Annotated in this window: 19 protein-coding genes; 11 read left to right on the plus strand and 8 right to left on the minus strand. The window is 64.5% G+C overall.

Features of this window, described 5'->3' with window-relative positions; translation table 11 throughout:
- Positions 1-573 precede the first annotated feature (573 nt).
- The 4 genes from dnaA (at position 574) to CHB87_RS02990 (ending at position 4,707) form a co-directional block, all read left to right on the plus strand.
- Positions 574-1,998 carry a chromosomal replication initiator protein DnaA gene (gene dnaA / locus CHB87_RS02975; RefSeq protein WP_089406877.1) on the plus strand — a complete coding sequence of 475 codons (1,425 nt, stop codon included), beginning with the start codon at positions 574-576 and terminating at the stop codon, positions 1,996-1,998.
- A 164-nt stretch (positions 1,999-2,162) separates the two neighbouring features.
- Positions 2,163-3,371 carry a DNA cytosine methyltransferase gene (locus tag CHB87_RS02980; protein WP_217896999.1) on the plus strand — a complete coding sequence of 403 codons (1,209 nt, stop codon included), beginning with the start codon at positions 2,163-2,165 and terminating at the stop codon, positions 3,369-3,371.
- Positions 3,368-4,312, plus strand: coding sequence for a DUF4928 family protein (locus tag CHB87_RS02985; RefSeq protein ID WP_089406879.1), 945 nt, complete (start codon positions 3,368-3,370; stop codon positions 4,310-4,312). The genes CHB87_RS02980 and CHB87_RS02985 overlap by 4 nt, the downstream gene beginning before the upstream one ends.
- Positions 4,309-4,707 carry a very short patch repair endonuclease gene (locus CHB87_RS02990; protein ID WP_089406880.1) on the plus strand — a complete coding sequence of 133 codons (399 nt, stop codon included), beginning with the start codon at positions 4,309-4,311 and terminating at the stop codon, positions 4,705-4,707. Before CHB87_RS02985 ends, CHB87_RS02990 begins: the two co-directional genes overlap by 4 nt.
- Before the next feature lie 142 nt (positions 4,708-4,849).
- Here CHB87_RS02990 and CHB87_RS02995 read toward each other — a convergent pair whose 3' ends face one another.
- A complete protein-coding gene (locus CHB87_RS02995) occupies positions 4,850-5,431 on the minus strand; it encodes a hypothetical protein (RefSeq protein WP_089406881.1) in 582 nt (193 codons plus the stop codon).
- 20 nt (positions 5,432-5,451) lie between these two features.
- On the minus strand, positions 5,452-6,090 hold the full coding sequence (locus tag CHB87_RS03000; protein WP_089406882.1) for an NAD(P)-dependent oxidoreductase: 639 nt from the start codon (positions 6,088-6,090) through the stop codon (positions 5,452-5,454).
- A 383-nt stretch (positions 6,091-6,473) separates the two neighbouring features.
- On the opposite strand from CHB87_RS03000, the gene dnaN reads away from it, so the two are divergent.
- Positions 6,474-7,646, plus strand: a complete 1,173-nt coding sequence (gene dnaN, locus CHB87_RS03005; RefSeq protein ID WP_089406883.1) for a DNA polymerase III subunit beta — start codon at positions 6,474-6,476, stop codon at positions 7,644-7,646.
- A gap of 183 nt (positions 7,647-7,829) precedes the next feature.
- Here the strand turns inward: dnaN and CHB87_RS03010 are convergent, their stop codons facing one another.
- Positions 7,830-8,483, minus strand: a complete 654-nt coding sequence (locus CHB87_RS03010; protein WP_142988185.1) for a hypothetical protein — start codon at positions 8,481-8,483, stop codon at positions 7,830-7,832.
- 133 nt (positions 8,484-8,616) lie between these two features.
- Here CHB87_RS03010 and CHB87_RS03015 point away from each other — a divergent pair, with 133 nt between their 5' ends.
- Positions 8,617-9,084, plus strand: a complete 468-nt coding sequence (locus tag CHB87_RS03015; protein ID WP_089407495.1) for a hypothetical protein — start codon at positions 8,617-8,619, stop codon at positions 9,082-9,084.
- Between the two features lie 226 nt (positions 9,085-9,310).
- Positions 9,311-11,032, plus strand: a complete 1,722-nt coding sequence (locus CHB87_RS03020) for an amidohydrolase (protein WP_089406885.1) — start codon at positions 9,311-9,313, stop codon at positions 11,030-11,032.
- 262 nt (positions 11,033-11,294) lie between these two features.
- Here the strand turns inward: CHB87_RS03020 and CHB87_RS03025 are convergent, their stop codons facing one another.
- On the minus strand, positions 11,295-12,179 hold the full coding sequence (locus CHB87_RS03025; RefSeq protein ID WP_089406886.1) for a helix-turn-helix domain-containing protein: 885 nt from the start codon (positions 12,177-12,179) through the stop codon (positions 11,295-11,297).
- A gap of 100 nt (positions 12,180-12,279) precedes the next feature.
- On the opposite strand from CHB87_RS03025, the gene CHB87_RS22135 reads away from it, so the two are divergent.
- Complete coding sequence (locus CHB87_RS22135) at positions 12,280-12,450, plus strand: hypothetical protein (RefSeq protein WP_176441550.1); 171 nt, start codon at positions 12,280-12,282, stop codon at positions 12,448-12,450.
- 126 nt (positions 12,451-12,576) lie between these two features.
- Here the strand turns inward: CHB87_RS22135 and CHB87_RS03030 are convergent, their stop codons facing one another.
- Together CHB87_RS03030 and CHB87_RS03035 are read right to left on the minus strand one after the other, a co-directional pair.
- Positions 12,577-13,818 carry a radical SAM/SPASM domain-containing protein gene (locus tag CHB87_RS03030; protein ID WP_089406887.1) on the minus strand — a complete coding sequence of 414 codons (1,242 nt, stop codon included), beginning with the start codon at positions 13,816-13,818 and terminating at the stop codon, positions 12,577-12,579.
- Positions 13,818-14,702: a hypothetical protein gene (locus CHB87_RS03035; RefSeq protein WP_089406888.1), complete on the minus strand. Its 885-nt coding sequence runs from the start codon at positions 14,700-14,702 to the stop codon at positions 13,818-13,820. Before CHB87_RS03035 ends, CHB87_RS03030 begins: the two co-directional genes overlap by 1 nt.
- Before the next feature lie 234 nt (positions 14,703-14,936).
- Here CHB87_RS03035 and CHB87_RS03040 point away from each other — a divergent pair, with 234 nt between their 5' ends.
- The gene (locus tag CHB87_RS03040; RefSeq protein ID WP_142988186.1) at positions 14,937-15,926 is read left to right on the plus strand and encodes a hypothetical protein; all 990 of its coding nucleotides are present in this window, start codon (positions 14,937-14,939) and stop codon (positions 15,924-15,926) included.
- A gap of 56 nt (positions 15,927-15,982) precedes the next feature.
- On the opposite strand, the gene CHB87_RS03045 is transcribed toward CHB87_RS03040, so the two are convergent.
- Both CHB87_RS03045 and CHB87_RS03050 read right to left on the minus strand, forming a co-directional pair.
- Positions 15,983-17,251 carry a glycoside hydrolase family 5 protein gene (locus tag CHB87_RS03045; RefSeq protein WP_176441551.1) on the minus strand — a complete coding sequence of 423 codons (1,269 nt, stop codon included), beginning with the start codon at positions 17,249-17,251 and terminating at the stop codon, positions 15,983-15,985.
- A gap of 365 nt (positions 17,252-17,616) precedes the next feature.
- Positions 17,617-19,212, minus strand: a complete 1,596-nt coding sequence (locus CHB87_RS03050) for a DHA2 family efflux MFS transporter permease subunit (protein ID WP_245817784.1) — start codon at positions 19,210-19,212, stop codon at positions 17,617-17,619.
- A 155-nt stretch (positions 19,213-19,367) separates the two neighbouring features.
- On the opposite strand from CHB87_RS03050, the gene CHB87_RS03055 reads away from it, so the two are divergent.
- Both CHB87_RS03055 and CHB87_RS03060 read left to right on the plus strand, forming a co-directional pair.
- Positions 19,368-19,754 carry a PadR family transcriptional regulator gene (locus CHB87_RS03055; RefSeq protein WP_089406892.1) on the plus strand — a complete coding sequence of 129 codons (387 nt, stop codon included), beginning with the start codon at positions 19,368-19,370 and terminating at the stop codon, positions 19,752-19,754.
- 3 nt (positions 19,755-19,757) lie between these two features.
- Positions 19,758-20,714: a DUF1700 domain-containing protein gene (locus CHB87_RS03060; RefSeq protein ID WP_089406893.1), complete on the plus strand. Its 957-nt coding sequence runs from the start codon at positions 19,758-19,760 to the stop codon at positions 20,712-20,714.
- Positions 20,715-20,746 lie beyond the last annotated feature (32 nt).

Here is a 20,746-nt window from a genome sequence, read left to right on the forward strand (position 1 = left end):
CCGGAACTGGGTGGCCGCGGTGCTGTGCAGTACCGTTTCTGGACTCACCCGGAAAGACGCGCAGACGCGACCTACGGGGGCGCACACGGCGACTGAATGGGAACAGCCGCGACAGTTTCTGAGTATACCCGACCACGTGGAAATATGGAAGAAAATCCGTCGAGGTGTCGCATTGATACCACAGATCGGGCCACATATGGAACGCAAAGAAAAGACGGGAATTGCATCTTCACCATGAACGGTGCAAAGCACTTTTTTCCCGATTCTCCTGAGAAAAAGCTAACTTTTCCTGCTAGTATCAAACCCGCTCAGTAAGAAGTTTCAAGCTGTTTATCCAACGCGAAAGCACCTCCTCACGCACCTCTGTTTCACTTTCGCTCTAACGCCTTTTCTGCCCCGGCGTCAACGGAGTTTTACCCGGAATCTTGACCAATCTTCGTCACGATCAACACCTGCCCATGGCGGCGGGTCCGGATATTTGTTTTCTGTTTTCCGTCCTCACTTTTCAGGACGGGTTGGAAGCGTCAGACCCACGGCTGCATCAAAAACAGAAAGAGAAGGAAACGTCACGACATGTCATTTGTTCCTACGGCAACCGCTGTGTTGAATTACTGGGTGCGCATCCTTGGCGCGCTTGAAAAAAAGATCAACCGGCAGTCGTATGAGACCTGGCTGAAGCCCACCCGGTTCTCGCATATCTCAGGCTCCACGCTCTACGTCCGTATCCCCTCGGCCGAGTTTCAGCACATCGGCGACAAGTACGGCCAGCTCATCGAAGAGGCCATTGAAAACCTCGGCCTCGAGATCGAGACCGTCGTCTTCCAGACGCCCGCGCAGGATCCCGCCGCCAAGCAGGTGCGCGAGGACGGCGGATTCGCTCCCGTCCCCAGCCACAGCGCCAACGCGCCCCGCGGCGGCGCCAATCGCGCCAGCGCGCCCAGCCTGCCCGGCGCCGAGCAGAGCCGCTTCGACTGGAACGCCGCCTCGCAGCTCAACCCGCGCTACCAGTTCGACACCTTCGTCATCGGCAGCGGCAACCAGTTCGCCATGGCCGCCGCGCAGGCCGTCGCCGAGCGCCCGTCCAAGGCCTACAACCCGCTCTTCGTCTACGGCGGCGTCGGCATGGGCAAGACCCACCTGATGCACGCCATCGGCCACGACGTGAAGCGCCGCCAGCCGCATGCGTCCATCTCCTACGTCTCGGGCGAGAAGTTCACCAACGAGATGATCAACTCGGTCCGGTACGACAAGATGACGAGCTTCCGGGACAAGTTCCGGAACGTCGATGTGCTGCTGATCGACGACATCCAGTTCCTCGCCGGCAAAGAGCGCACCCAGGAAGAGTTCTTCCATACTTTCAACACGTTGCACGAGATGCAGAAGCAGATCGTCATCGCGTCGGACCGGCCCCCGAAGGAGCTGGCGGACTTCGAAGATCGCCTGCGCTCGCGCTTCGAGTGGGGTCTGATCGCCGACATTCAACCACCGGATCTCGAGACCAAGGTCGCGATCCTGCAGCGCAAGGCGGAGTCCGAGCAGACGCAGCTTCCAACGGACGTCGCTCTCTTCATCGCGTCGAATGTGCGGACGAATGTACGTGAGTTGGAGGGCGCGTTGATCCGGGTGATCGCGTGGTGCTCGCACCACGGCGTCGAGTGCTCGCTCGTCGTAGCCCAGCAGTGCCTGAAGCAGTTCATCGACACCCAGGTGCGCAAGATCACGATCGAGGCGATCCAGCGCGCGGTGGCGGAGCAGTTCGGCATGCGCGTGCCGGAGCTGAAGCAGAAGAACAACTCCCGCCAGATCGTCGTGCCGCGGCAGATTGCGATGTACCTGGCAAAGCAAATGACCGAAGCCAGCCTGCCCGAGATCGGACGCCAGTTCGGCGGCAAGCACCACACCACGGTGATGCACTCGATCGCCAAGATCGACGACCAGCGCCGGGCCGACAAGGATCTGAACCGCACGATCAACAAGCTGATGGAGACTTTGAGCTAGCACTTCGTGCCGTTCTCGGCTTCGCGTCGCCCTCCCGTCGGTCGGCACAGATATCTATGCCGACCAACGGGAGGACCAGGACGGCACAAAGTGCCTGTCCATCGGGACATGATTCCCACTGGCTGTCAGAGGTACACTAAGCCATGCGGAAGTCGGCCGGAGGCTTGTTCCCAACTCAGCTTGGCGCCTGTCTGGCGACGCCCACGGCGTTGCCGGATGGACCATCCGCAGGCGATTTCTATGAGTTCTTCGCGGGTGGCGGCATGGCTCGCGCCGGCCTTGGTCCATCGTGGAAATGCTTATTTGCCAACGACATCGACGAAAAGAAAGCAGCTTCCTACAGCCGAAACTGGGGTGATGGCGAGCTCGTTCTGGCGGATGTCGGCACGCTGAACAGCGAGGATCTTCCCGGTAGCGCGGATCTGGCGTGGGCTTCGTTTCCCTGCCAGGACCTCTCGCTGGCCGGCATGGGCGCGGGGTTGAAGGGGGCTCGATCCGGATCTTTCTGGCCCTTCTGGCGTCTCATGCAGCAGCTTCAGCAGACGCGGAAAAACCCGAACATCATCGTGCTGGAGAATGTATGCGGAGCACTCACCTCGCACGACGGGGCAGACTTCCGTGCGCTGATCACCGCCCTGACCGAGACCGGTTACCGCTGTGGCGCGCTGGTGATCGACGCGGTCCATTTTGTGCCGCAGTCCCGGCCAAGATTGTTCATCGTGGCGGTTTCGGACGAGGTCAAACTTCCGAGCGGACTCACCGGGAAGGTTCCCGATGCGGCCTGGACCCCCGCAGCGCTGCTGAAGGCCTGCGACTCGCTCGAAGAGCAGCAGAGGAAGCGGTGGCTCTGGTGGAACCTGCCCAAGCCGGAACTCAGGCAGTCCCTCTTTTCGGAGCTGATCGAGGAAGAGCCAAGCCAGGTCGCATGGCACACCAGGGCGGAGACGAAGAAGCTGCTCGACATGATGAGCCCCCTGAACCGCAAGAAGCTGCTGGAGGCGAAGCGCGCCGGGCGCCGCGTCGTCGGCGCGGTCTACAAGCGCACGCGGCTCGATGAGGCGGGCGTGCGCCAGGTGCGTGCGGAGATCCGCTTCGACGATATCGCTGGCTGCCTGCGGACTCCGGTGGGCGGCTCGAGCCGTCAACTGATCGTGGTGGTGGAAGGGGAAAAGGTGCGCTCGCGGCTGCTCTCGCCGAGGGAGGCCGCCCGATTGATGGGACTTCCCGAGAAGTATGTGTTGCCGCAGAAGTACAACGAGGCCTACCACCTCGCGGGCGACGGCCTCGTGGTTCCCGTCGTCAGGCACATCGCGAGACACATTCTGGAGCCGCTCGTACGGGCGATCCGAGCAGGGCGGCAAGAGGCTGCATGAGCGACCGTCCGGAGCTGCTGGCCGCACTGTCATCCTTTCGGAAAGAGAAGAATTTTCTGGGTCAGGGACCGCTCTGCGTCGCGTTGGTCGTCACGCAACACGCGCGAAGATCGGGTCTTCCCCTCAACGCCGATCAACTGATCACCGAGGGCGGCGCCGGCGGTCAGGTGGTGGGACTCGGTAGAGGGGCCGTGCAAAACATCCTCGGCCGGCATGGCCTCACTCGCATTCTTGCGAAAGAAGGCGGTCGCACGAGCCGGGGCAGTCTCAACAACATGCGGGCCTATGTCGCCCTCTTGAACCAGTTGCAGGAGCGCGGTCTCGCGGATATCGAAGCCATCGAGGCATTCTGGATCGCGCGGGCGCACGACTTCTTCGCAGGCAAGCCCTTCAGAATCAAGCTGGACTCCTCGCGCAGTGTACGCCACATCGTCCGCGACGTCATCGCCCAGGCAGAAGAGAGGCAGCGCTCGGCTGGGGGCATGTACTCCGCCGGTGCGGTCATGCAGCATCTGATCGGCGCAAAGCTCGACTGCGCCATGGGCAAGGGTGAGTTCACACACAACAGCTTCTCCACTTCAGACTCGCAGACGGGGCGCTCGGGCGATTTTCTCATCGGGGACGTGGCGATCCACGTCACCACATCGCCGGGAGAGGCTGTCATCGAGCGTTGCCGCGAAAATCTGAACGATGGTCTTCGAGCCATGCTCATCACGCTGCAACGTGGTTTGGCCGTCGCCGAAGGACTGGCCGGGAACGCCGGACTCGCGGATCGTATCGATCTCTTTGAAATCGAGCAGTTCATCGCGCTCAACCTGTATGAGATGGGGCGATTTTCCGCCGCTGGCCGCCAGACGGCGGTCCTCGCCCTGGTCGAGCGATACAACCAGATCGTCAATGAGGTCGAGACCGACCCCAGCCTAAGGATCGAGTTCCGTTGACCGAGTCCGCCGAGCAGCGCAGCCGCACCATGCGTGCGGTCAAGAGCTCGAACACCGCGCCGGAGATGGCTGTGCGCCGTCTGCTCCATGCCATGGGCCGGTACCGCCTCCATCGCGCCGACCTGCCGGGCAAGCCGGACATCGTCCTCCCCGCGCGCGGAAAGGTCGTCTTCGTCCACGGCTGCTTCTGGCATGGACACACCTGCGCTCGCGGCGCGCGCAAGCCACGGACGAACGTGGAGTACTGGGAGCGGAAGATCGGACGCAACCGCAGCCGCGACCGACGCGTCCGGGCGGAGCTGAGGAAGCTGGGCTGGGGCGTCTTGTCGATCTGGGAGTGCCAGATCAAGGAGCCAACCCGGCTGGCGAAGCGGTTGCAGGCCTTTCTGGGTTGAGTGCGACCCGCGAGTGGGAGTCCGTCGCCAACTCGAACAAAACGCGGGTCCTTCGCTCCGCTCAGGATGACAGAATTGTTCAGGATGACAGCATTGTTCAGGATGACAGAATTTTGTGGCTGGGCTTGCGACTGACCGCACGTCAGAGGGCAGGCGGCTCGCTCCGCGTAAACGTGTAGGCATCGCGGAACTTGAACTCCTCCGTGCCGCCCGACGGGCGCGTCTCCTTCCGCCAGGTGAAGAGGTTGCGCCGCATGGTCAGGGTGATCCGCACATCGACGGGCTTATCGTTCTCCCTGCCGGGGCCGGTCAGGGTCAGGACGCCCCGGCCGAGTTTGCGGAACTCCTCCAGGCCGGCGACGGCGTAGGTCTCGCTGGTGTGGTCGCGGTCGCTGGTGACGGATGCGGTCATGCCCCCGGCGCTCGCCACGGTGAAGGCCAGCGTCTCGCGCTCGCGGACGGTCTTGGCCGGGCCGTCGTCGTAGATATAGTCGAGCGTGACGGCGTTGCCGTCGGCGCTGGGCGTCATGGCGAGCCACGTCGGCAGAAAGGTCTGCGCGTTGGTCTGGAAGTCGCGGTACTCCAACTGACCGACCCATCTGCCGTGAAAGGAGGTGTTGAGCTGGGTGACGCCAGCCGCCCGCGACGCCGGGGAGGGCGGAACCTGAGCGGCGGTGGGGACGGACAGCGCGAGCGAAAGGGCGAGAGCGCGGAGGATGGTCATGGATTCCTTTGGGCGAGCGTCTACCAGGAGATATATGCGCCGCGCCGCGACCATTGTTCCGTACCGAGTTGGTCCATCATGAAGTCGGCGACATCCTCCCGTGCGATGCGCGAGCCGCCGCGCGGCAGGGCGTCGCCATCGATGCGGTACCGGCCGCGTCCGGCGGTGTTCATCAGCATGGGCGGCATGACCATCGTCCAGTCGAGCGGGCTGGCTGCAAGTTCCTTGTATTGTGCAACCTGCGACGCCACGGGCCACTTCAGAAACGTGTTGTAGACGATGTGCTGCACGATCCAGCGCCGGTAGGCCGGCTGCTTGTCCAGCGCCGAATCCAGCGCGCCGGCCGAGCCCAGCGCCACGATCCGCGAGATCCCCTGCTCGATCATGCCCGCGACGATCAGCGGCACGGCGCGTTCGAGCACGTCCTCTCGCCGCAGCGAACGGGCGCCCAGCGCGGATAAGACCGCGTCCGCCCCGGTCAGCGTCCAGCGGATCGCGACCGGGTCGAAGGCGTCGCCCTTCACCACGCGGACGCGGTCGGCAAAGGGGTAGTTCTCGGGCGTCCGGACGAGCGCGCTGACTGTGTGGCCGGCGGCGAGGCAGCGTTCCGTCAGCAATCTGCCCGTGGCGCCGCTTGCGCCGAAGAGTGCGATCTTCATCTCGTAGCTCCCTTGTCATACCGTGCAGAGCCGAGTTTATTCTCTGTTCCCCCCGCTGTGGGCGGAGCGATTTCGGCCTGTCAACAAAGCGGGTGTTTCGTATCGTCCTGGGCTTCATATCGGACGCTACGCTGGCCGATACGAAATTCCGCCGGCCGGCGGGAGGACAATGCGAAGCCCGGTCCGCGTCACGAAGTGACCCATCCCCACATAACCCCTCAGTTTCCCACACAGAAATGTATCGCGCGTGTATCCTCTGCATCCATAGAATCGTAGGTGTCGCGATCCGGCTGCGTTCGGGTGTACCGTTATCGTATCGGTCGCGTCTGCACCACCCGGAGACCCGCCCTGTGACGATTCTGACTGAAAGCCTGGAGACCGATATGTCGTCTTCCGCCATTGCTCCGACGGGCAACCTCGAGATCAGCGTCTCCCGCGCCGAACTGCTGCGCGAACTCACCGCGGCCCAGTCCGTCGTCGAGCGCAAGACCACGATCCCGATTCTTTCGAACTTCCTCTTCGAGGCCACGCTTGGCGAAGGCGATGCCCCCGGCCGCCTGACCATCACGGCGACCGACCTGGACCAGAGCATGCGGACGAGCTGCACGGCGAAGGTGAAGAAGCCCGGCGCCTGCACCATTCCCGCGCGCAAGCTCTACGACTACATCAAGCTGCTGCCTGAGGGCGAGATCTCCATCAAGCTGATGGACAACCACTGGGTACAGATCCGCGCAGGCCGCTCGAACACCAAGATGGTCGGCATGGCGCGCGCGAACTTCCCGCAGGTGCCGGAGTTCCCGACCAGCGGCGCGTACCGGCTCTCGGTCGCCAGCCTGAAGAACATGGTCTCGAAGACGATCTTCGCCATCTCGAACGAGGAGTCGCGCTACACGCTGAACGGCGCGCTGCTGGTCCTGAAGGCAGAGTCGATGGCCATGGTCGCGACCGACGGCCACCGCCTGGCGCACATCGAAAAGCTGGGCGAGACGATCGACGGCATCTCCGGCGAGAAGAAGACGCTGATCCCGCGCAAGGCGCTGGCGGAGCTTTCTTCCCTGCTGGGCGCGACCGACGCCGAGACGATGGACTTCGGCGACGACGACTCGACGCTATTCTTCAAGGTGGGCGGACGCGTGCTGACCAGCCGCAAGCTGACCGGGCAGTTCCCGAACTACGAGGCCGTCCTGCCGCGCGACAACACCAAGTTCGTCATCGTTCGCTCGGAAGACCTGATGGGCTGCATCCAGCGCGTGGCGCAGTTCGCCGACGAGCGCTCGGGCGCGATCAAGATCCGGCTGGAGCAGAACGAGCTGAAGCTCTCCTCCTCCTCGACCGACGCGGGTGAGTCCGAAGACACCATCGAGACGCCCTATAACTACGATCCGCTGGTCGTTGGATTCAACTCGCAGTACCTGATCGACTTCCTCAAGGCCATCGGCAACACGGGCGAAGTTCGCCTGGAGTTCAAGGACGCCCAGTCCGCCGGCCAGATGCGCCCCGAAGACGGCAACGAAGATGTCAAGTATCGCTACATCCTCATGCCCATGCGCATCTGAGTGCTTCGCACCGTTCTCGACCGCTTCGTGGTGAAACCTTAAAAGACAGCAGCAAAGGCAAACGGCCCGGGACTTCGGTTCCGGGCCGTTCGTGCTTTTCCGTCGCCCTGATCCTTTCGCCATTATCCTTTTTGTTTGTCATTCCCGAAGGGAATCTGCTTCTGTATCTGTCCTCTTCAAACCCTACTGGTTCACCCCGGCATACGCCCGCACGAGCAGTTGATTCCCCGCCAGACTCGGCTCCAGATACCCTGACTGCCCCGTAAAGTCCGCCTGATCCGCCATCGCGCTGGTCAGGTCCAAGACCCAGACCGACCCGGGCTGGGCGAGCGTACACAGATGCTGGTTGAAGAGGTCGACCTGCGGATTCAGCGCGGCATAGGTCCCGAAGAGATGCGGCAACTGCAGCAGGACGAGCTGGCGCCGCGGGCTTTGGATCGCTTGGACGAGCCGGTCGTAGCTCGCTCCTGCCTCGGCGGCCGAGGCGCCGGCGATCAGGTCGCGCTCGCCTGCCGCGACGATCAGCCGGTCGAGCGTCGAATCGGCCAGCACGACCGGGGCGGAGGCGATCTCGTCGGCCAACATGCCGCCGCCGGCGATCACACGCGCCACGGGCCAGTCGACCGTGAGTTCGCCGCCGCTGAAGAGCGCCGTCTGGCTGGGCGCGGCGAAGCCCGGACTGGACATCGCCGGAACGGTGCAGGCCGCTGGCGTTGCGGGCGGAGTGCTGCCTCCCGGCGCGGCGGCAGCGGCCGCCGGCGCGGGAACCATCTCCAGACTGCATCCGGCAGCCGGCGCGAGTGTACAAAGCAGAAGCAAGGTGCGAAGCGCCTTCATCGACCGAAACCCCACGGCCCGTGTACGGGCGTCAGGGAGTGAATCGGCTTGCCGCCGGACGCGCGCGGCGGATGTCCGGGTTTGAATCACCCGTGAAGCGTCTACGGTAAACTCAAAAAATATGGGTTCGGCGATGCGGCGATTTCAGGCTCTTGCAGTCATCATGCTGGCGACGACGGCGCGTGCGGCGGACCGCATGCCTGCGCAGCTTGCGGGAAGCTGGCGCATCGCGCGCATTCTGCCGACGAAGAACGCCGCCTGCTGGAGCGCCGAGCAGGCGGCCAAGCTGGTCGGCTCGACCCTGACCTATCGGACCGGCGCGATGCGCTGGCAGGGCGGCGAGGTGCCGCTCCTTGGGGTCGTGACCCGGTTGCAGACGCCGGACACGTTTGCCAGTGAGAACGCCTCCAGCCAACTGCAGCTCGCCGACCTGAAGATCCTCTCCGCCAGCGTGACCGAGGTCGACCTGCAGCACGAGGACATGGACATCACCGGCTCGACGACCGAGGTTCCGGGCGACTCCGTGCTGCTCGCCGGACCGAACAGGATCGTGGTGAGTGCGTGCGGGGTGTACTACGAAGCCACGCGGGTGAAGCGGTAACGATGCCCGGGTGCCCCATTCTTCGTTCGGCTTCTTGAACGAAGGGTGGGACGGATCAGGTTCGGCCTTCGTACGTCCCACCCTTCGATGAAGCCGAAGGATGGGGCACCCGAACATTTGCCGGATACACAAAATCCATAGTGCTCCAAGGGCCGAAGCGTGCTGGGCTATGATCGGGCCAATCCCGAAATTTCATAGCCCCAGCCACGCCAGGAGATGACGCTCGATGACCCATCGCCGCCTTAGCCGCAGAGGATTTCTCAACCTGGGTGGAACCAGTCTTGCCGGATTCGCCCTTGCCGCGAACGCCCGGGCGCAGGATGCCGACTTCAAGAGCAAGGATCCCGACCTTGTCGTCTTCAATGCGAAGGTCTACACGGTCGACACGCGCGCGCCGAGGGCCGAGGCCTTCGCGGTGAAGAATGGCCGGTTCGTCGCGGTCGGCACGACGGCGGAGATCAGGGGCCTGATCGGCAAAAAGACCCAGAGCTTCGACGCGCAGCAGATGACGATCGTGCCCGGCTTCATCGACACGCACAACCACGGCGGCGGCGAGGGCCTGCTCTACAACGTACTGGTCGGCAACCCCTTCGAGGTGGAGTTCGTCACGATCCAGAGCATCATCGACAAGCTGCGCGAGCGCGCGGCCATCACGCCGCCGGGCGCGTGGGTCGAGGGCTACTTCCACGACGACACCAAGCTCAAGGACAAGCGGCCGCTCAACGCGCAGGATCTGGACAAGGTATCGGCCGTGCATCCGGTCTGCGTGCATCATCGCGGCGGACACACCGGTTTCTACAACAGCAAGGCGTACGCCATGGCCGGCGTGACGAAGGCAACGCCCAACCCCTTCGGCGGGACGTACGACAAGGACGCAAAGGGCGAGCTGAACGGCCGCGTCACCGACCGCGCCATGCAGGTGCTCAACAAGGTTGGCGAGCGTGTGACCTACGATCCGGCGGTCAAGGAGAAACGCGTCTTCGACGGCGTCGGCTACATGTCGAAGACCTTCGCGCGCTACGGACTCACCAGCGTCCACCACGACGAGGTGGGCGTGCTGCCGGCGATGCAGGAGCAGCGCAAGGCCGGCGGGCTGGTGCATCGCGTCAGCTACGAGCCGACGGGCGATCTGCTCGAGGCGATGATCAAGAACGGGGTCGAAAGCGGCTTCGGCGACGAGTTCATCCAGCTTGGCGCGACCAGCGAGCACACGGCCGACGGCTCCTTCTCCGAGCGCACGATGGCGATCTCGAAGCCCTACAAGGACATCAGCCCGCCTTACCAGGGCAACGTCACCGAGAGCCAGGAGGACCTGAACGCGTGGTGCGAACGCGTGCATCGCGCGGGCATCCGCATGAACTGCCACGCCAACGGCGACGTTGCGATCGACCATGTGCTGACCGCCTACGAGCGCGCGATGAAGCTCTACCCCAGACCGGACACGCGGCCCAAGATCACGCACTGCAGCCTGACGCCGCCGGCGCTGATCGCGCGGATGAAGGCGATCAACGCGGTGCCGGCGGAGTTCAGCACCTACTCCTACTACAACTCGGACAAGTTCCACTTCTACGGCGAGGAGTTCATGGAGCACATGACGGCCTTCCGCTCGCTGATCGACGCGGGCATCGTCCCGGCCGCGGGTTCGGACTTCAGCCCTGGTCCGTTCTCGCCGCTGATGGCGATTCAGGGCATGGTCACGCGCACGGGCTGGAACGGCGAGACCTGGGGCGCAAACCAGAAGATCACCCGCGAGGAGGCGCTGCGCGTCAACACCATCAACGGCGCCTACAACTCGCTCGAAGAGAACATCAAGGGCTCGATCACGCCGGGCAAGCTGGCCGACTTCGTCGTGCTGGCCGACGACCCTATGACGATTGCCGCGGACAAGATCAAGGACATCAAGATCTTCCGCACGGTGATGGGCGGCAGGACGACCTATCAGGGCTAAATGCCCGGACAGGGACGAATGTTCGGGTGCCCCATCCTTTCGGCTTCATCGAAAGGGTGGGACGTAGCCAGCTTGGACCGCGTACGTCCCACCCTTCGTTCAAGAGGCCGAACGAAGGATGGGGCACCCGCACGTCGCGCAGTCGAAGGAACTGCGTTTTTGTCTGTAGCGCCCTTGCCGCTTCGGGCAAGACGCGGGTCCTTCGCTTCGCTCAGGATGACAAGCTTTTGAGGTGATGACAAGCTTCTGAGGTGCGGTTGCGTCAGAAAGACCCGCTGCGCCAGGCCCCCGGCGTCGCGCCTACTCTTTGACGAAACGCCCGCACGAAGTTCACCGGCGAGGCGAAGCCGACCTGCTGGCCGATCTCGCCGACCTGCCAGTCCGTCGCGCGCAGCAGATGCTTCGCGCGGTCGATGCGCTGGTCGAGCAGGTACTGATACGGCGTCTGCCCGGTGGTCGCGCGGAACTCGCGGGCGAAGTGGAAGGGGCTCAGCCCGGCCTCTGCTGCAACGTCCTCCAACCGCAGGTCGCGGTTGAGGTTGTCCGTCATGAACTCGAGCGTCCGGCGCAGCTTCGGCATGGGCAGTTTGCCCTGCAGCTCGAACCTGCGCGGCGTGGACGCGTGGCGTTGCAGCATGTGGCGGGCGAGTCCAAGGCCGAGCAGGTCGGCGTAGAGCGCGCCGAGCGGCCAGTTGGAGGCGCGTTCGGCCTCCATACCGCGCAGCAGATGGGCGAGCGCCGGGTCGTCGAGCGACCACCGGTTGCGAAAGCTGGGCGCCGCGTCTCCCAGCAGTTCGGGTTCGAACGACAGGATCAGCCGCTCCGACGCGCCCTGCCAGTGCAGGCGGTCGCGGGTGCCCGGCGCGAGCAGGATCATCGCCCCCGGCGCGGTGCGCTCGACGCGGTTGCGGCCCTCGGACCACCACTCGAAGTCGTCCGCGCCGCTCAGTTGCAGGTGCAGGCAGAACTCGCCGTGGACGTGCTCGGGAATCTCGATGGCCCCGACGGCGTGGCGTTCCAGCTTGATGTGCCGCCACGGCTGCGGCGTCGCCTTCCCGGCGCGAGCAGTCGGGATGAGCGGCACGACGCGGTTGTCGCGCAGCACGGAGATGCGGGTTGGACTGCCAGCGGGCACAGGCTTAACCATGGCCCGTCACGCGCGCCGTGGCAAGTCGAACGCAGCAGGATTTGCATATTCCCCACACCCGTCCGCCTCATCCTTAACTCAGACACGCAGGAGGAACGATATGCGATCGCTCAGCAATCTGGTCAGCGAAGGGTTCATCTGGGGAGTTGGCATCACGCGTCCGCGGCAGGGACAGGAGCACCGCGCGGCGGTGTACATCACCACGACGCTGGTGCTTTCGGTCGCGGGTGCGGTGGGGATGTTCTTCTTCCTGATGACGCACTTTTTGTAGGCTGCACGAACGTTTGGGTGCCCCATTCTTTCGGTTTCATCGAAAGGGTGGGACGTAGCCTGCCCGAGCGTCGTACTTCCCACCCTTCGCTCGGTGGAGCCGAACGAAGGATGGGGCGCCCTGGCGTTAGGGGAGGATCGGAAAACTTTCCGTTATGGCCGTTCGCTGGATCATCCCCTTCGAAAACCGCAGCGGGTCGTCCGCCGGCCAGGGCGCATCGAAGGGTTCTTCGATCAGCGAGAAGATGCCGTGGTCGAATGGTTCGCCGCCGGCGCGAGTCTTTAAAGACAGCCGTTCGCGCACGCCGCGCCGTTGCTGGGTGAGCGCGCGATGGTGGCAGTAGGGGTTGTTGCCGCGCTGGCCGAAGAAGACGTGCGCGGTCCAGGTGCAGCCGCCGCGGCACAGCTCGGCGTAGTCGCATCCGGCGCAGAAGCCCCACAGCGGCGCGACTCCCTCGGGCGTACCCATGGCGTCGTTCAGGGTAAGTTCTTTGGTTTGCAACAGTTCGGCTAGTGGCGTGTCGCGGATGTTGCCGCCGGTGTACGGGCGCGTCGGCAGCGAGGGGCAGCCCTTGATGGCGCCGTCGGCCTCGATCCCGATGGAGGTGATGCCGGCCTGGCAACCGTCCCAGATGGCGTTTTCCCCCTGCATCGCGCGCAGCCGCCGCTCGTACGGGCCGTAGTAGCCGATGTTGTTGCCGGGGTAGAAGAGCAGGCCGTCGCGCTCGGCCTGTTCGGCCAGCTCGTTCAGCAGCGGGAAGAGGTCGAGCAGTTCGGGCGGCTGCAGCAGCAGCTCAGGGCGGTCGGCGGCGCGGCCCATCGGAACCGTCAGGCCGATCTGCCAGGCGCGGCAGCCTGCGGCGAGGATGTCCGCGTAGATCAGCGGCAGCTCTGGCGCGGAGAGGCGGTTGATCTGCGTGTTGCACGAGAGCCGCAGGCCCGCGTCGCGCAGGTGGCCGAAGCTGCGGAAGGCCGCGTCCCAGCTTCCGGTGCGACCGCGCAGTTGGTCGTGGGTCCGGCGCGTGCCGTCGATCGAGAGCGAGACCTGCTGCAACCCGGCGTCGGCCATCGCGCGCGCGGTCGCGGCGGAGATGCCATAGCCGCCGGTGGTCAGGGTGCAGATCATGCCGGCGTCGCGGATGGCGCGGACGATCTCGAGCCAGTCCGCGCGGAGGTAGGCCTCGCCGCCGATCAGCGTCACCTCGGCGATACCCGCGTCGCGCATCTGTCTTACAAGGTCGAACGCTTCGGCGGTGGAAAGCTCGGCGGGTCGCGCCTTGTCCGCGCGCGAACCGCAGTGGACGCAGGCGAGGTTGCAGGCCAGCGTCAGCTCCCAGACCGCGTAGGTCGTGCGCAGCGGAGCGGTCATCAGTAGGATTTGTAGCTCATCAAACGCCTCTTGCGCAGATCGACGTAAAACGTGCCGAAGTATTTGTTCGACCGGCCGGAGCAGGTGAAGTGGAAGACACCGTCGGCGATCCCAGCGGACTGCAAATAAGGCTCGAAGTCCTTCCGGTCGTCGCCTGCACCCGGCTTCCAGAAGCCATCGGGCACACCATCGCCGGTCAGCGGAATGCGGTACTCACGCTCCGCCGCCTGGGCCAGTTCGCGGTCGTTCACCTCGGCGGCGAACTTCGCCACCAGCCCCTCCATGCCGTTGGGGGGCAGATGCGTCTTGTAGAGGCTGGGCGCGAGAATCAGCTCTTGATCGCCAAAGCGCACGCCGTAGAGTTCGTCGCCATCGCGAATGAAGAGCGCGGCCTTGCCGTTCATCACATACGAGTTGGGGTTGCCGATGAGGATCGCGCTCAGAGCCAGCTCCGGCCCCTTCGGCAACTGGTAGGCGAGAGTCCACGTCTCGGAGCCGTTGGAACCCCAGAGGTTCGAATTCGGCTCGTGCAGGACAAGCCGGTTGGCGCGCTTCCAGTTCTCCGGCGCTCCCAGATCCGCGTGCGTGGTCAGGTCGGGCGTGATCGGCGCGGGTACGGTTGGGTAAAATCCCGGCGCGCCATACTGCGGGGCCGGGCAGCGGAATCCGGCGGCAGCGGCCTGCAACGTCGCGGCCGCGGGCGTCAATGCGGCCGCCGCCAACGCCATGCGCTGCAAGGCCCAGCGGCGGGTCACGGAAGTTTCGGAAGCAGGGGCGACGGCGTCCTCATCCTGCCGCATGCGGGCGAAGGCGCGCTCGCGCAGGCGCAGCAGGTAGTTGGGGTCGGGAGCGGAGCGTGGCAGCGGCGGTTGGTCAGAGGACAACGGCGCACCTCGGTGACTTGATTGCAGCTAATATAACGCCATGCCGGCCCGTGCGTCTTGTGGGCGGCCTATCTTCCCTGCAATCAATCGTGGGGCGGAGCACCTGGACCTGGCCGTAGAGACCGACCCCACGATCACGTCGGCTTCGCCTCCGTGATCATGGGGCACCCGCAACCTTTGTGTCGGCGCAATTTTGCCTTGTCCGGTGTCCAAGGATGTGAGAGGCCATTGCACATGAGCGCTTTCTGGAGTTCGTCGTTGCTGTGCCTCGTCCTCGCGCTGCCGGCACAGCCGTTCCCGCATCCCGGTCCGGTGGCCGATGCGAACCCGTCGGTCCGTCATCCGGAGACTGTGCGGGTGCCCACGCGGCTGCGCATTGTGAAGCGTGGCGGTCCGGTCGCATACGAGATCGATCCGGCCAGCTTTGAGACGGTGCAGATCACGATCGGGGAGAAGATGATCACCGGGGTCAGCGTAGAGGTACGTTTCTCCGCGCCGGGTTATTCATCGCCCAGTCAGCCGTGGCTGACTTCAACCGGCGAACAGAGCAGCGGGATCCAGTTCGACAACCTCAGCATCTCGATCGAACCGGCGAAGCTCCCGGCGCATACCAACTTCGAGCTCGACCTGACGATCTTCGAAACGGACATTCCGCCGCAGCATATGTGGAGGCCGGCGGCCAGTACGAGATACAAGATCGTCTGGCATCGCGAGCTGCAACCGCCCACGTCCAGCGAGTCAACCGCCGTTCGCGGCATCGAGCGGGTCGAGTCGCGGCACGACCTCGCCAGCGCGGAGGCTGCCATCTCCGACCTGGAGAAGGTAGCCTGCGGCACGGATTTCGATTCTGCAAAGACAGGGCTGGCGTGCGACGTCCTGGTGAAGCTCTGGCTGCGGCTGATCGAGGATATCGATGGCTTCATTCCGCCAGCCCCGGCGGGCAGGAGCTTCCTGAGTCTTCCTCCGCCCAGCTCGTCGCCGGCGGACGACCAGTCGCGGGCTTACAAGCGGGCGTATGACGAGAACAGGCGCAAGGTCGCGCTCTCACAGAAGCGGGTCCATCTGCTGGCCGCCAAAGATCGTGCTACGGCGAGCCTTGGCGGGATGATCGCCGAGCACTATGATCCCGGACATCACACGGTTCGACATATCGAGGCCATGCTGGCCGATGGGCGGCTGAGTCCGTCCGACCGGGAACGAGTGCTGAAGTTCTGTGTTTTCTGAAGCTGGGCGTGCCACCCACCGTTCGATCTCGAACGGTGGGTGGCACGCCGGAGCTTCTACATATGGATGTTGGTGTTGACGACGAAGTCGGGCGAGGTGGTCCAGCCGCTCCAGTCGCTTTGGATGGTGGCGTACGGGTCGGTGGCGATGTTGGGCGTGGTGGGGCGCGTCGTGCCGGGGCAGTACCATCCCCAGAAGTCGCTTCCGGAGGCGGTGTTGACTTTGTAGGCCCATGCGGTGCGGCTCAGGCCGGCGTTGGCGTACTCGGTCTGGGTGGACTGCCACTCGCTGTAGCCGCTGGCGTAGGCGGTGTACTCGCCTACGTAGCCCGGCACGTTGTAACCGGCGGTGTTGATGGCGTTGAAGCCGTTGATGGTCGTGGTGTTGCCTGCCTCCACCTGCGCGGCGGTCGAGCCCACGCCGGTGTACTGGTGCGTGGAGTAGACGACGTTGGTCCAGCCATTGGTCGCGGGCGAGGGCAGGTTGTTCCACGCCCAGGAGGTGGAGGAGATGGTCTCCATGATGAGCATGCGGGTGGAGTCCACGCCGCGGATGCCGGCGTAGAGGCTGTTGTACGCGCCGACGACCTGGGTCGTCGTGCCGCCGGTCGGCTCGTTCAGCAGGTCGAAGCCCGCGATGGCGGCGGAGTTGGCGAAGTTGGCCGCGCTGTAGTGGCTGGCGATCTGCTCCCACAGCCAGAGGGTCAGGCTCTGGTCGGCGCCGGAGCTGAAGTAGGTGCCGTTCGATCCGCCGTCGTTGGCGTGGCCGGTGTCGGCGTTGCCGCTCTGGCTGCCGAGCGCGCCGTGCATGTCGAGGATGACGTAGATGTTGCGCGACGCGCAGGCGTTGATGATGGAATCGAGCACGGTGAAGGAGTCCGAGCGCATGTTCGAGGTGCTCTGGCTGGCCATGGGAAAGAACATGCCCCACCAGATGGGGATGCGCACGGCGTTCAGGCCGGCGGCGTGGATGTTGTCAAGGTCGGCGGTGGTGATCCAGCTCTGCTGGTAGGTCTTCAGCAGCGCCTGCTCGTTGGCGACGCCGAGGCGCGAGTCCAGCTCGACCATCATGCCGTGCATGTCCGTGTTGTACGTGCCGGAGCTGTCGATCGGCGTCATGTACGGCTCCATGATGAACCAGCCGCCGAGGTTGACGCCTTTGAGCTGTACGGTGGTTCCGGCCGCGTTCACGATGTTCGTGCCGCTGGCGTGCAGCGCGGTCAACTGCGCTTGGCCGGTGACGCCGCACAGCAGCAGCGCGGCGAGAGACAAAAGCCACGTTGCGTGGCGGCGTGGGGAGGGCGTTCCGAGGTGCTTCATCGACATTGATTCGCTCCGGAGGTGCTGGGATAGCCCGCGCCTCCCGGAAGGGGATACGCGCCACGCCGGTCCTGTTTGGCATACGCAGGGACCACGCGGTTTCAGGCAGCACGAACCATAGACCTGTCGAAACGACATGGTCTAACGCGTAGTTTCAATCGAGAACATAGCCTGGGCAAATGACAGGAAAGCTCATCACGGTGATTTGTTTTGAAAGGCGGGAGTTCAGTCCCGCCCTTTCAAAGCGTTGAAGCGGATTACGTGATGGTCCATAGCAAGAACAAACAACGACAAAAGCCAAAACAGATCCTCCGCTGCGCGAAGGATGACAATATTTCAGGCGGGTGCTCGCTACCAAAAGGTAATTCGGTCTAGTGCACGGCCTCGCCTGCGGGCGCGCCCTGGCCGGGCTTGTTCTTGCTGAGCAGGAACGCGCACAGGACCATGCCGCAGGACATCCAGCACAGCATCCGGTAGACGTCCTGGTAGCCCATGGCGCTCGATTGCTGGTTGAGCTGCTGGTAGATCATGGCCTGCGCGGCGGCCTTGCCCTGCGCGAGATCGCCCATGCCGCGGCCGGCGAGGTAGCTGCCGAGCTGCTGCGTCTGCTGGGCGAAGGCCGGGTTGGCCGGCTGCATGCTGTCGACCAGCCTTGCCTGGTGGAAGAGCGAGCGGTTCGTCACCAGCGCGCCGGTGACGGCGATGAAGATGCTGCCGCCGACGTTGCGCACGAAGTTGATGAGGCCCGAAACCTGGTTGGACGACTCGCGCGGCAGGCCCACGTAGGCCGCGTTGGTGATGGAGATGAAGCAGAACGGGATCGGAATCATCTGGATCACGCGCAGGAAGCTGGCCTCGCCGAAGCTCATGTCCAGCGTGATGTGCGTCGACACCCAGTAGTAGGCGACGGCGAAGAAGCCGAAGCCCACCGCCGCCAGATTGCGCGCGGCAAACTTGCCCGTCGCAATGCCGGCCGCCGGCATCACGATGACGAGCGCGATGCCGCCCGCCGTCAGCGCCATGCCGGCGTTGGTCGCGGTGTAACCCAGCAGTTGCTGCAGATACTGCGGCTGCAGCACGGTCGCCGCGTTCAGCACGCCGCCCACCAGCATCATCAGCAGGCAGCAGATGGCGAAGTTCTTGTAGCGAAAGAGCTTCAGGTTCATGACGGGGTTCTTGTGCCGCCACTCCCACCAGATCAGCCCGGTCATGCCGACGACGAACATGATGCCGAAGGTGCGGATGAAGTTCGAGGCGAACCAGTCGTTCTCCTCGCCCTTGTCGAGCATGATCTGCAGGCCGCCCATGGCGATGGTCAGCAGGCCCAGGCCGATGTAGTCCAGCTTGAAGAAGTTCTGGCGGTCGGCCTTGATCCAGGGCGGGTCCTGCACGAGCCTGACGACCATAAACAGCGCGAGCAGCCCGACCGGAATGTTGATGTAGAAGATCCAGCGCCAGGAGTAGTTGTCCGTAATCCAGCCGCCGATGGTCGGTCCGACCGACGGCGCCAGCACGGCGACCAGGCCGTAGAGCGCAAAGGCCTGTCCGCGCTTCTTCTCTTCGAAGCTGTCCGCCATGATGGCCTGCGCCATGGGCTGCAGACCGCCGCCGCCGATGCCCTGGATCACGCGGCAGATCAGCAGGATCGGCAGCGACGGCGCGATGCCGCATAGAAAGCTCGCGACCGTGAAGATGACGATGCAGAGCATGAAGAAGTTACGCCGGCCGATGACCGACGAGGCCCAGCCGCCGACCGGCAGGATGATGGCGTTCGAGACGAGATAGCTGGTCAGCACCCAGGTGCTCTGGTCGGTGGAGGCGCCCAGGTCGCCGCCGATGTGCGGCAGCGCGACGTTGGCGATGGAGGTGTCGAGCACCTCCATGAAGGCGGCCAGCGCCACCGTGGCCGCGATGGCCCAGGGGTTGGCTTTGGGCCGCCAGTTCTGGTCGTGGTCTGTATCGGCCAAAGGTCTCGTCCTCGCGGAATCGGTGTGGAGTCGCCGGTCGATGAATGACTGGCCGGTCATATGCTTGGATGCAGTTCGACGGTGTTGCAACGCATAAAATTCCGGGGAGTAAACACTTGACGTCGTACACTGTGCGGCATACAGTGTATGTAGCGATGCATAACGAGATCCAAGACGCAGAACTCTTCGACGCCCTCCGGCTGGAGCTTCGCCGGGGCGCGCTGGTGCTGGCGGTGCTGGCGCAGCTTCGGCGGGAGCACTACGGTTACACCCTGCGCAAGGCGCTGGCCGAAAGCGGCCTCGCCATCGAGGAGAGCACGCTCTACCCGCTGCTCCGGCGGCTGGAGACGCAGGGCCTGCTGACCAGCGAATGGCGGGAGGAGGAGCGGCGCAACAAGCGCTTCTACCGGCTCTCGGGCGCGGGTGAGCGGATGCTGGCGCGGCTGCTGGACGAGTGGCGCGGCATGAATGCGACGATCGATGGCATCGTCGGACGGGTCGTTGTTTCGGAAGCTGAGACGGAACTTGAGGGTGTGAGGTAGACCATGGAATTCGAACTCATCGAACGGTATCTGCAGGCGGTGGGCCAGTATCTGCCCGCGAAGCGGCGGGAGGATGTGCTGGCCGAGCTGCGCGCGAATCTGATGGCGCGCGTCGAAGACAGCGAGCAGGAGCACGGGCGTCCGCTCACGCAGATGGAGCTGGCGGAGATTCTGCGCGAGCATGGCCGTCCGGCGGTGGTGGCGGCACGCTACCAGGCGCAGCAGCACCTCATCGGCCCGGCGATCTTCCCTTTCTACTGGCTGGCGGTGCGCAAGGCTCTGCCGCCGATCGTGCTGGTTGTCGCGATCTCGCAGGCGCTGCTGGCGCGGGATGTGGGCGCGGCGCTGCATGGTCTGCCGCTGACGATCCTGGTGGTCTGGGCGGGCATCACGCTTGCGTTCGCCGCGTTCGAGGCGTCGTGGACGCGCTTTGGCAGCCGCCTGCCGGAGTGGGATCCTCGGGATCTGCCGGCGCTCCAGAGGCAGCCGCAGCGGCAGAGCCGCGCGAACCGGATCGCCGACGCCGTCGTGAGCGCGCTCTTCGTGGCCTGGCTGATCGAGGCGCCGAACCAGCCGTGGCTGATCCTGGGCCCCGGCGCCGCGCTGCTGCATGGTCAGCCGCTGGCGCTCGCGCCGGAGTGGCGGCTCTTCTACTGGCAGATCGTCGCGCTGCTGCTGTGCCGGCTGGGGCTCAAGGTGGTGACGCTCTTCACGGCGACGCGCGCCTGGCATCGTGTGCTCGATCTGGCGATTCAGGGCTTCGGCATCATCGTGCTGGCGACGGTGATCGGGATGCGCCACTACTTCATCGCGACCGGACCCGGGCAGTCGCTGCTCTCCGCGTACGCCCTGAATCGGTGGATCAGCCTGGGCTTCCATATCGCGCTGGCGATCAGCTTTGCCAGCCTGGTGTGGAATCTGTGGAAGGGCCGGCGGGATGGCGGGGCTGTGTCGGCGTAGCGGCGCCGGTTCGTGCGTGGACAGTTTTGGTT

It is taken from the genome of Granulicella rosea (assembly GCF_900188085.1).
GTDB classification, from domain to species: domain Bacteria; phylum Acidobacteriota; class Terriglobia; order Terriglobales; family Acidobacteriaceae; genus Edaphobacter; species Edaphobacter rosea.

What these genes read in the sequence shown, in the direction of transcription:
- CHB87_RS03045 (WP_176441551.1), bottom strand. Translation starts at nt 17,251, where the DNA reads ATGTCGATGAAGCACCTCGGAACGCCCTCCCCACGCCGCCACGCAACG.
- CHB87_RS03025 (WP_089406886.1), bottom strand. Translation starts at nt 12,179, where the DNA reads ATGGTTAAGCCTGTGCCCGCTGGCAGTCCAACCCGCATCTCCGTGCTG.
- CHB87_RS02995 (WP_089406881.1), bottom strand. Translation starts at nt 5,431, where the DNA reads ATGACCATCCTCCGCGCTCTCGCCCTTTCGCTCGCGCTGTCCGTCCCC.
- CHB87_RS22135 (WP_176441550.1), top strand. Translation starts at nt 12,280, where the DNA reads ATGCGATCGCTCAGCAATCTGGTCAGCGAAGGGTTCATCTGGGGAGTT.
- dnaA (WP_089406877.1), top strand. Translation starts at nt 574, where the DNA reads ATGTCATTTGTTCCTACGGCAACCGCTGTGTTGAATTACTGGGTGCGC.
- CHB87_RS03060 (WP_089406893.1), top strand. Translation starts at nt 19,758, where the DNA reads ATGGAATTCGAACTCATCGAACGGTATCTGCAGGCGGTGGGCCAGTAT.
- CHB87_RS03030 (WP_089406887.1), bottom strand. Translation starts at nt 13,818, where the DNA reads ATGACCGCTCCGCTGCGCACGACCTACGCGGTCTGGGAGCTGACGCTG.
- CHB87_RS03020 (WP_089406885.1), top strand. Translation starts at nt 9,311, where the DNA reads ATGACCCATCGCCGCCTTAGCCGCAGAGGATTTCTCAACCTGGGTGGA.
- CHB87_RS03040 (WP_142988186.1), top strand. Translation starts at nt 14,937, where the DNA reads ATGAGCGCTTTCTGGAGTTCGTCGTTGCTGTGCCTCGTCCTCGCGCTG.
- CHB87_RS03000 (WP_089406882.1), bottom strand. Translation starts at nt 6,090, where the DNA reads ATGAAGATCGCACTCTTCGGCGCAAGCGGCGCCACGGGCAGATTGCTG.
- CHB87_RS03055 (WP_089406892.1), top strand. Translation starts at nt 19,368, where the DNA reads ATGCATAACGAGATCCAAGACGCAGAACTCTTCGACGCCCTCCGGCTG.
- CHB87_RS03015 (WP_089407495.1), top strand. Translation starts at nt 8,617, where the DNA reads ATGCGGCGATTTCAGGCTCTTGCAGTCATCATGCTGGCGACGACGGCG.
- dnaN (WP_089406883.1), top strand. Translation starts at nt 6,474, where the DNA reads ATGTCGTCTTCCGCCATTGCTCCGACGGGCAACCTCGAGATCAGCGTC.
- CHB87_RS03010 (WP_142988185.1), bottom strand. Translation starts at nt 8,483, where the DNA reads ATGAAGGCGCTTCGCACCTTGCTTCTGCTTTGTACACTCGCGCCGGCT.
- CHB87_RS02985 (WP_089406879.1), top strand. Translation starts at nt 3,368, where the DNA reads ATGAGCGACCGTCCGGAGCTGCTGGCCGCACTGTCATCCTTTCGGAAA.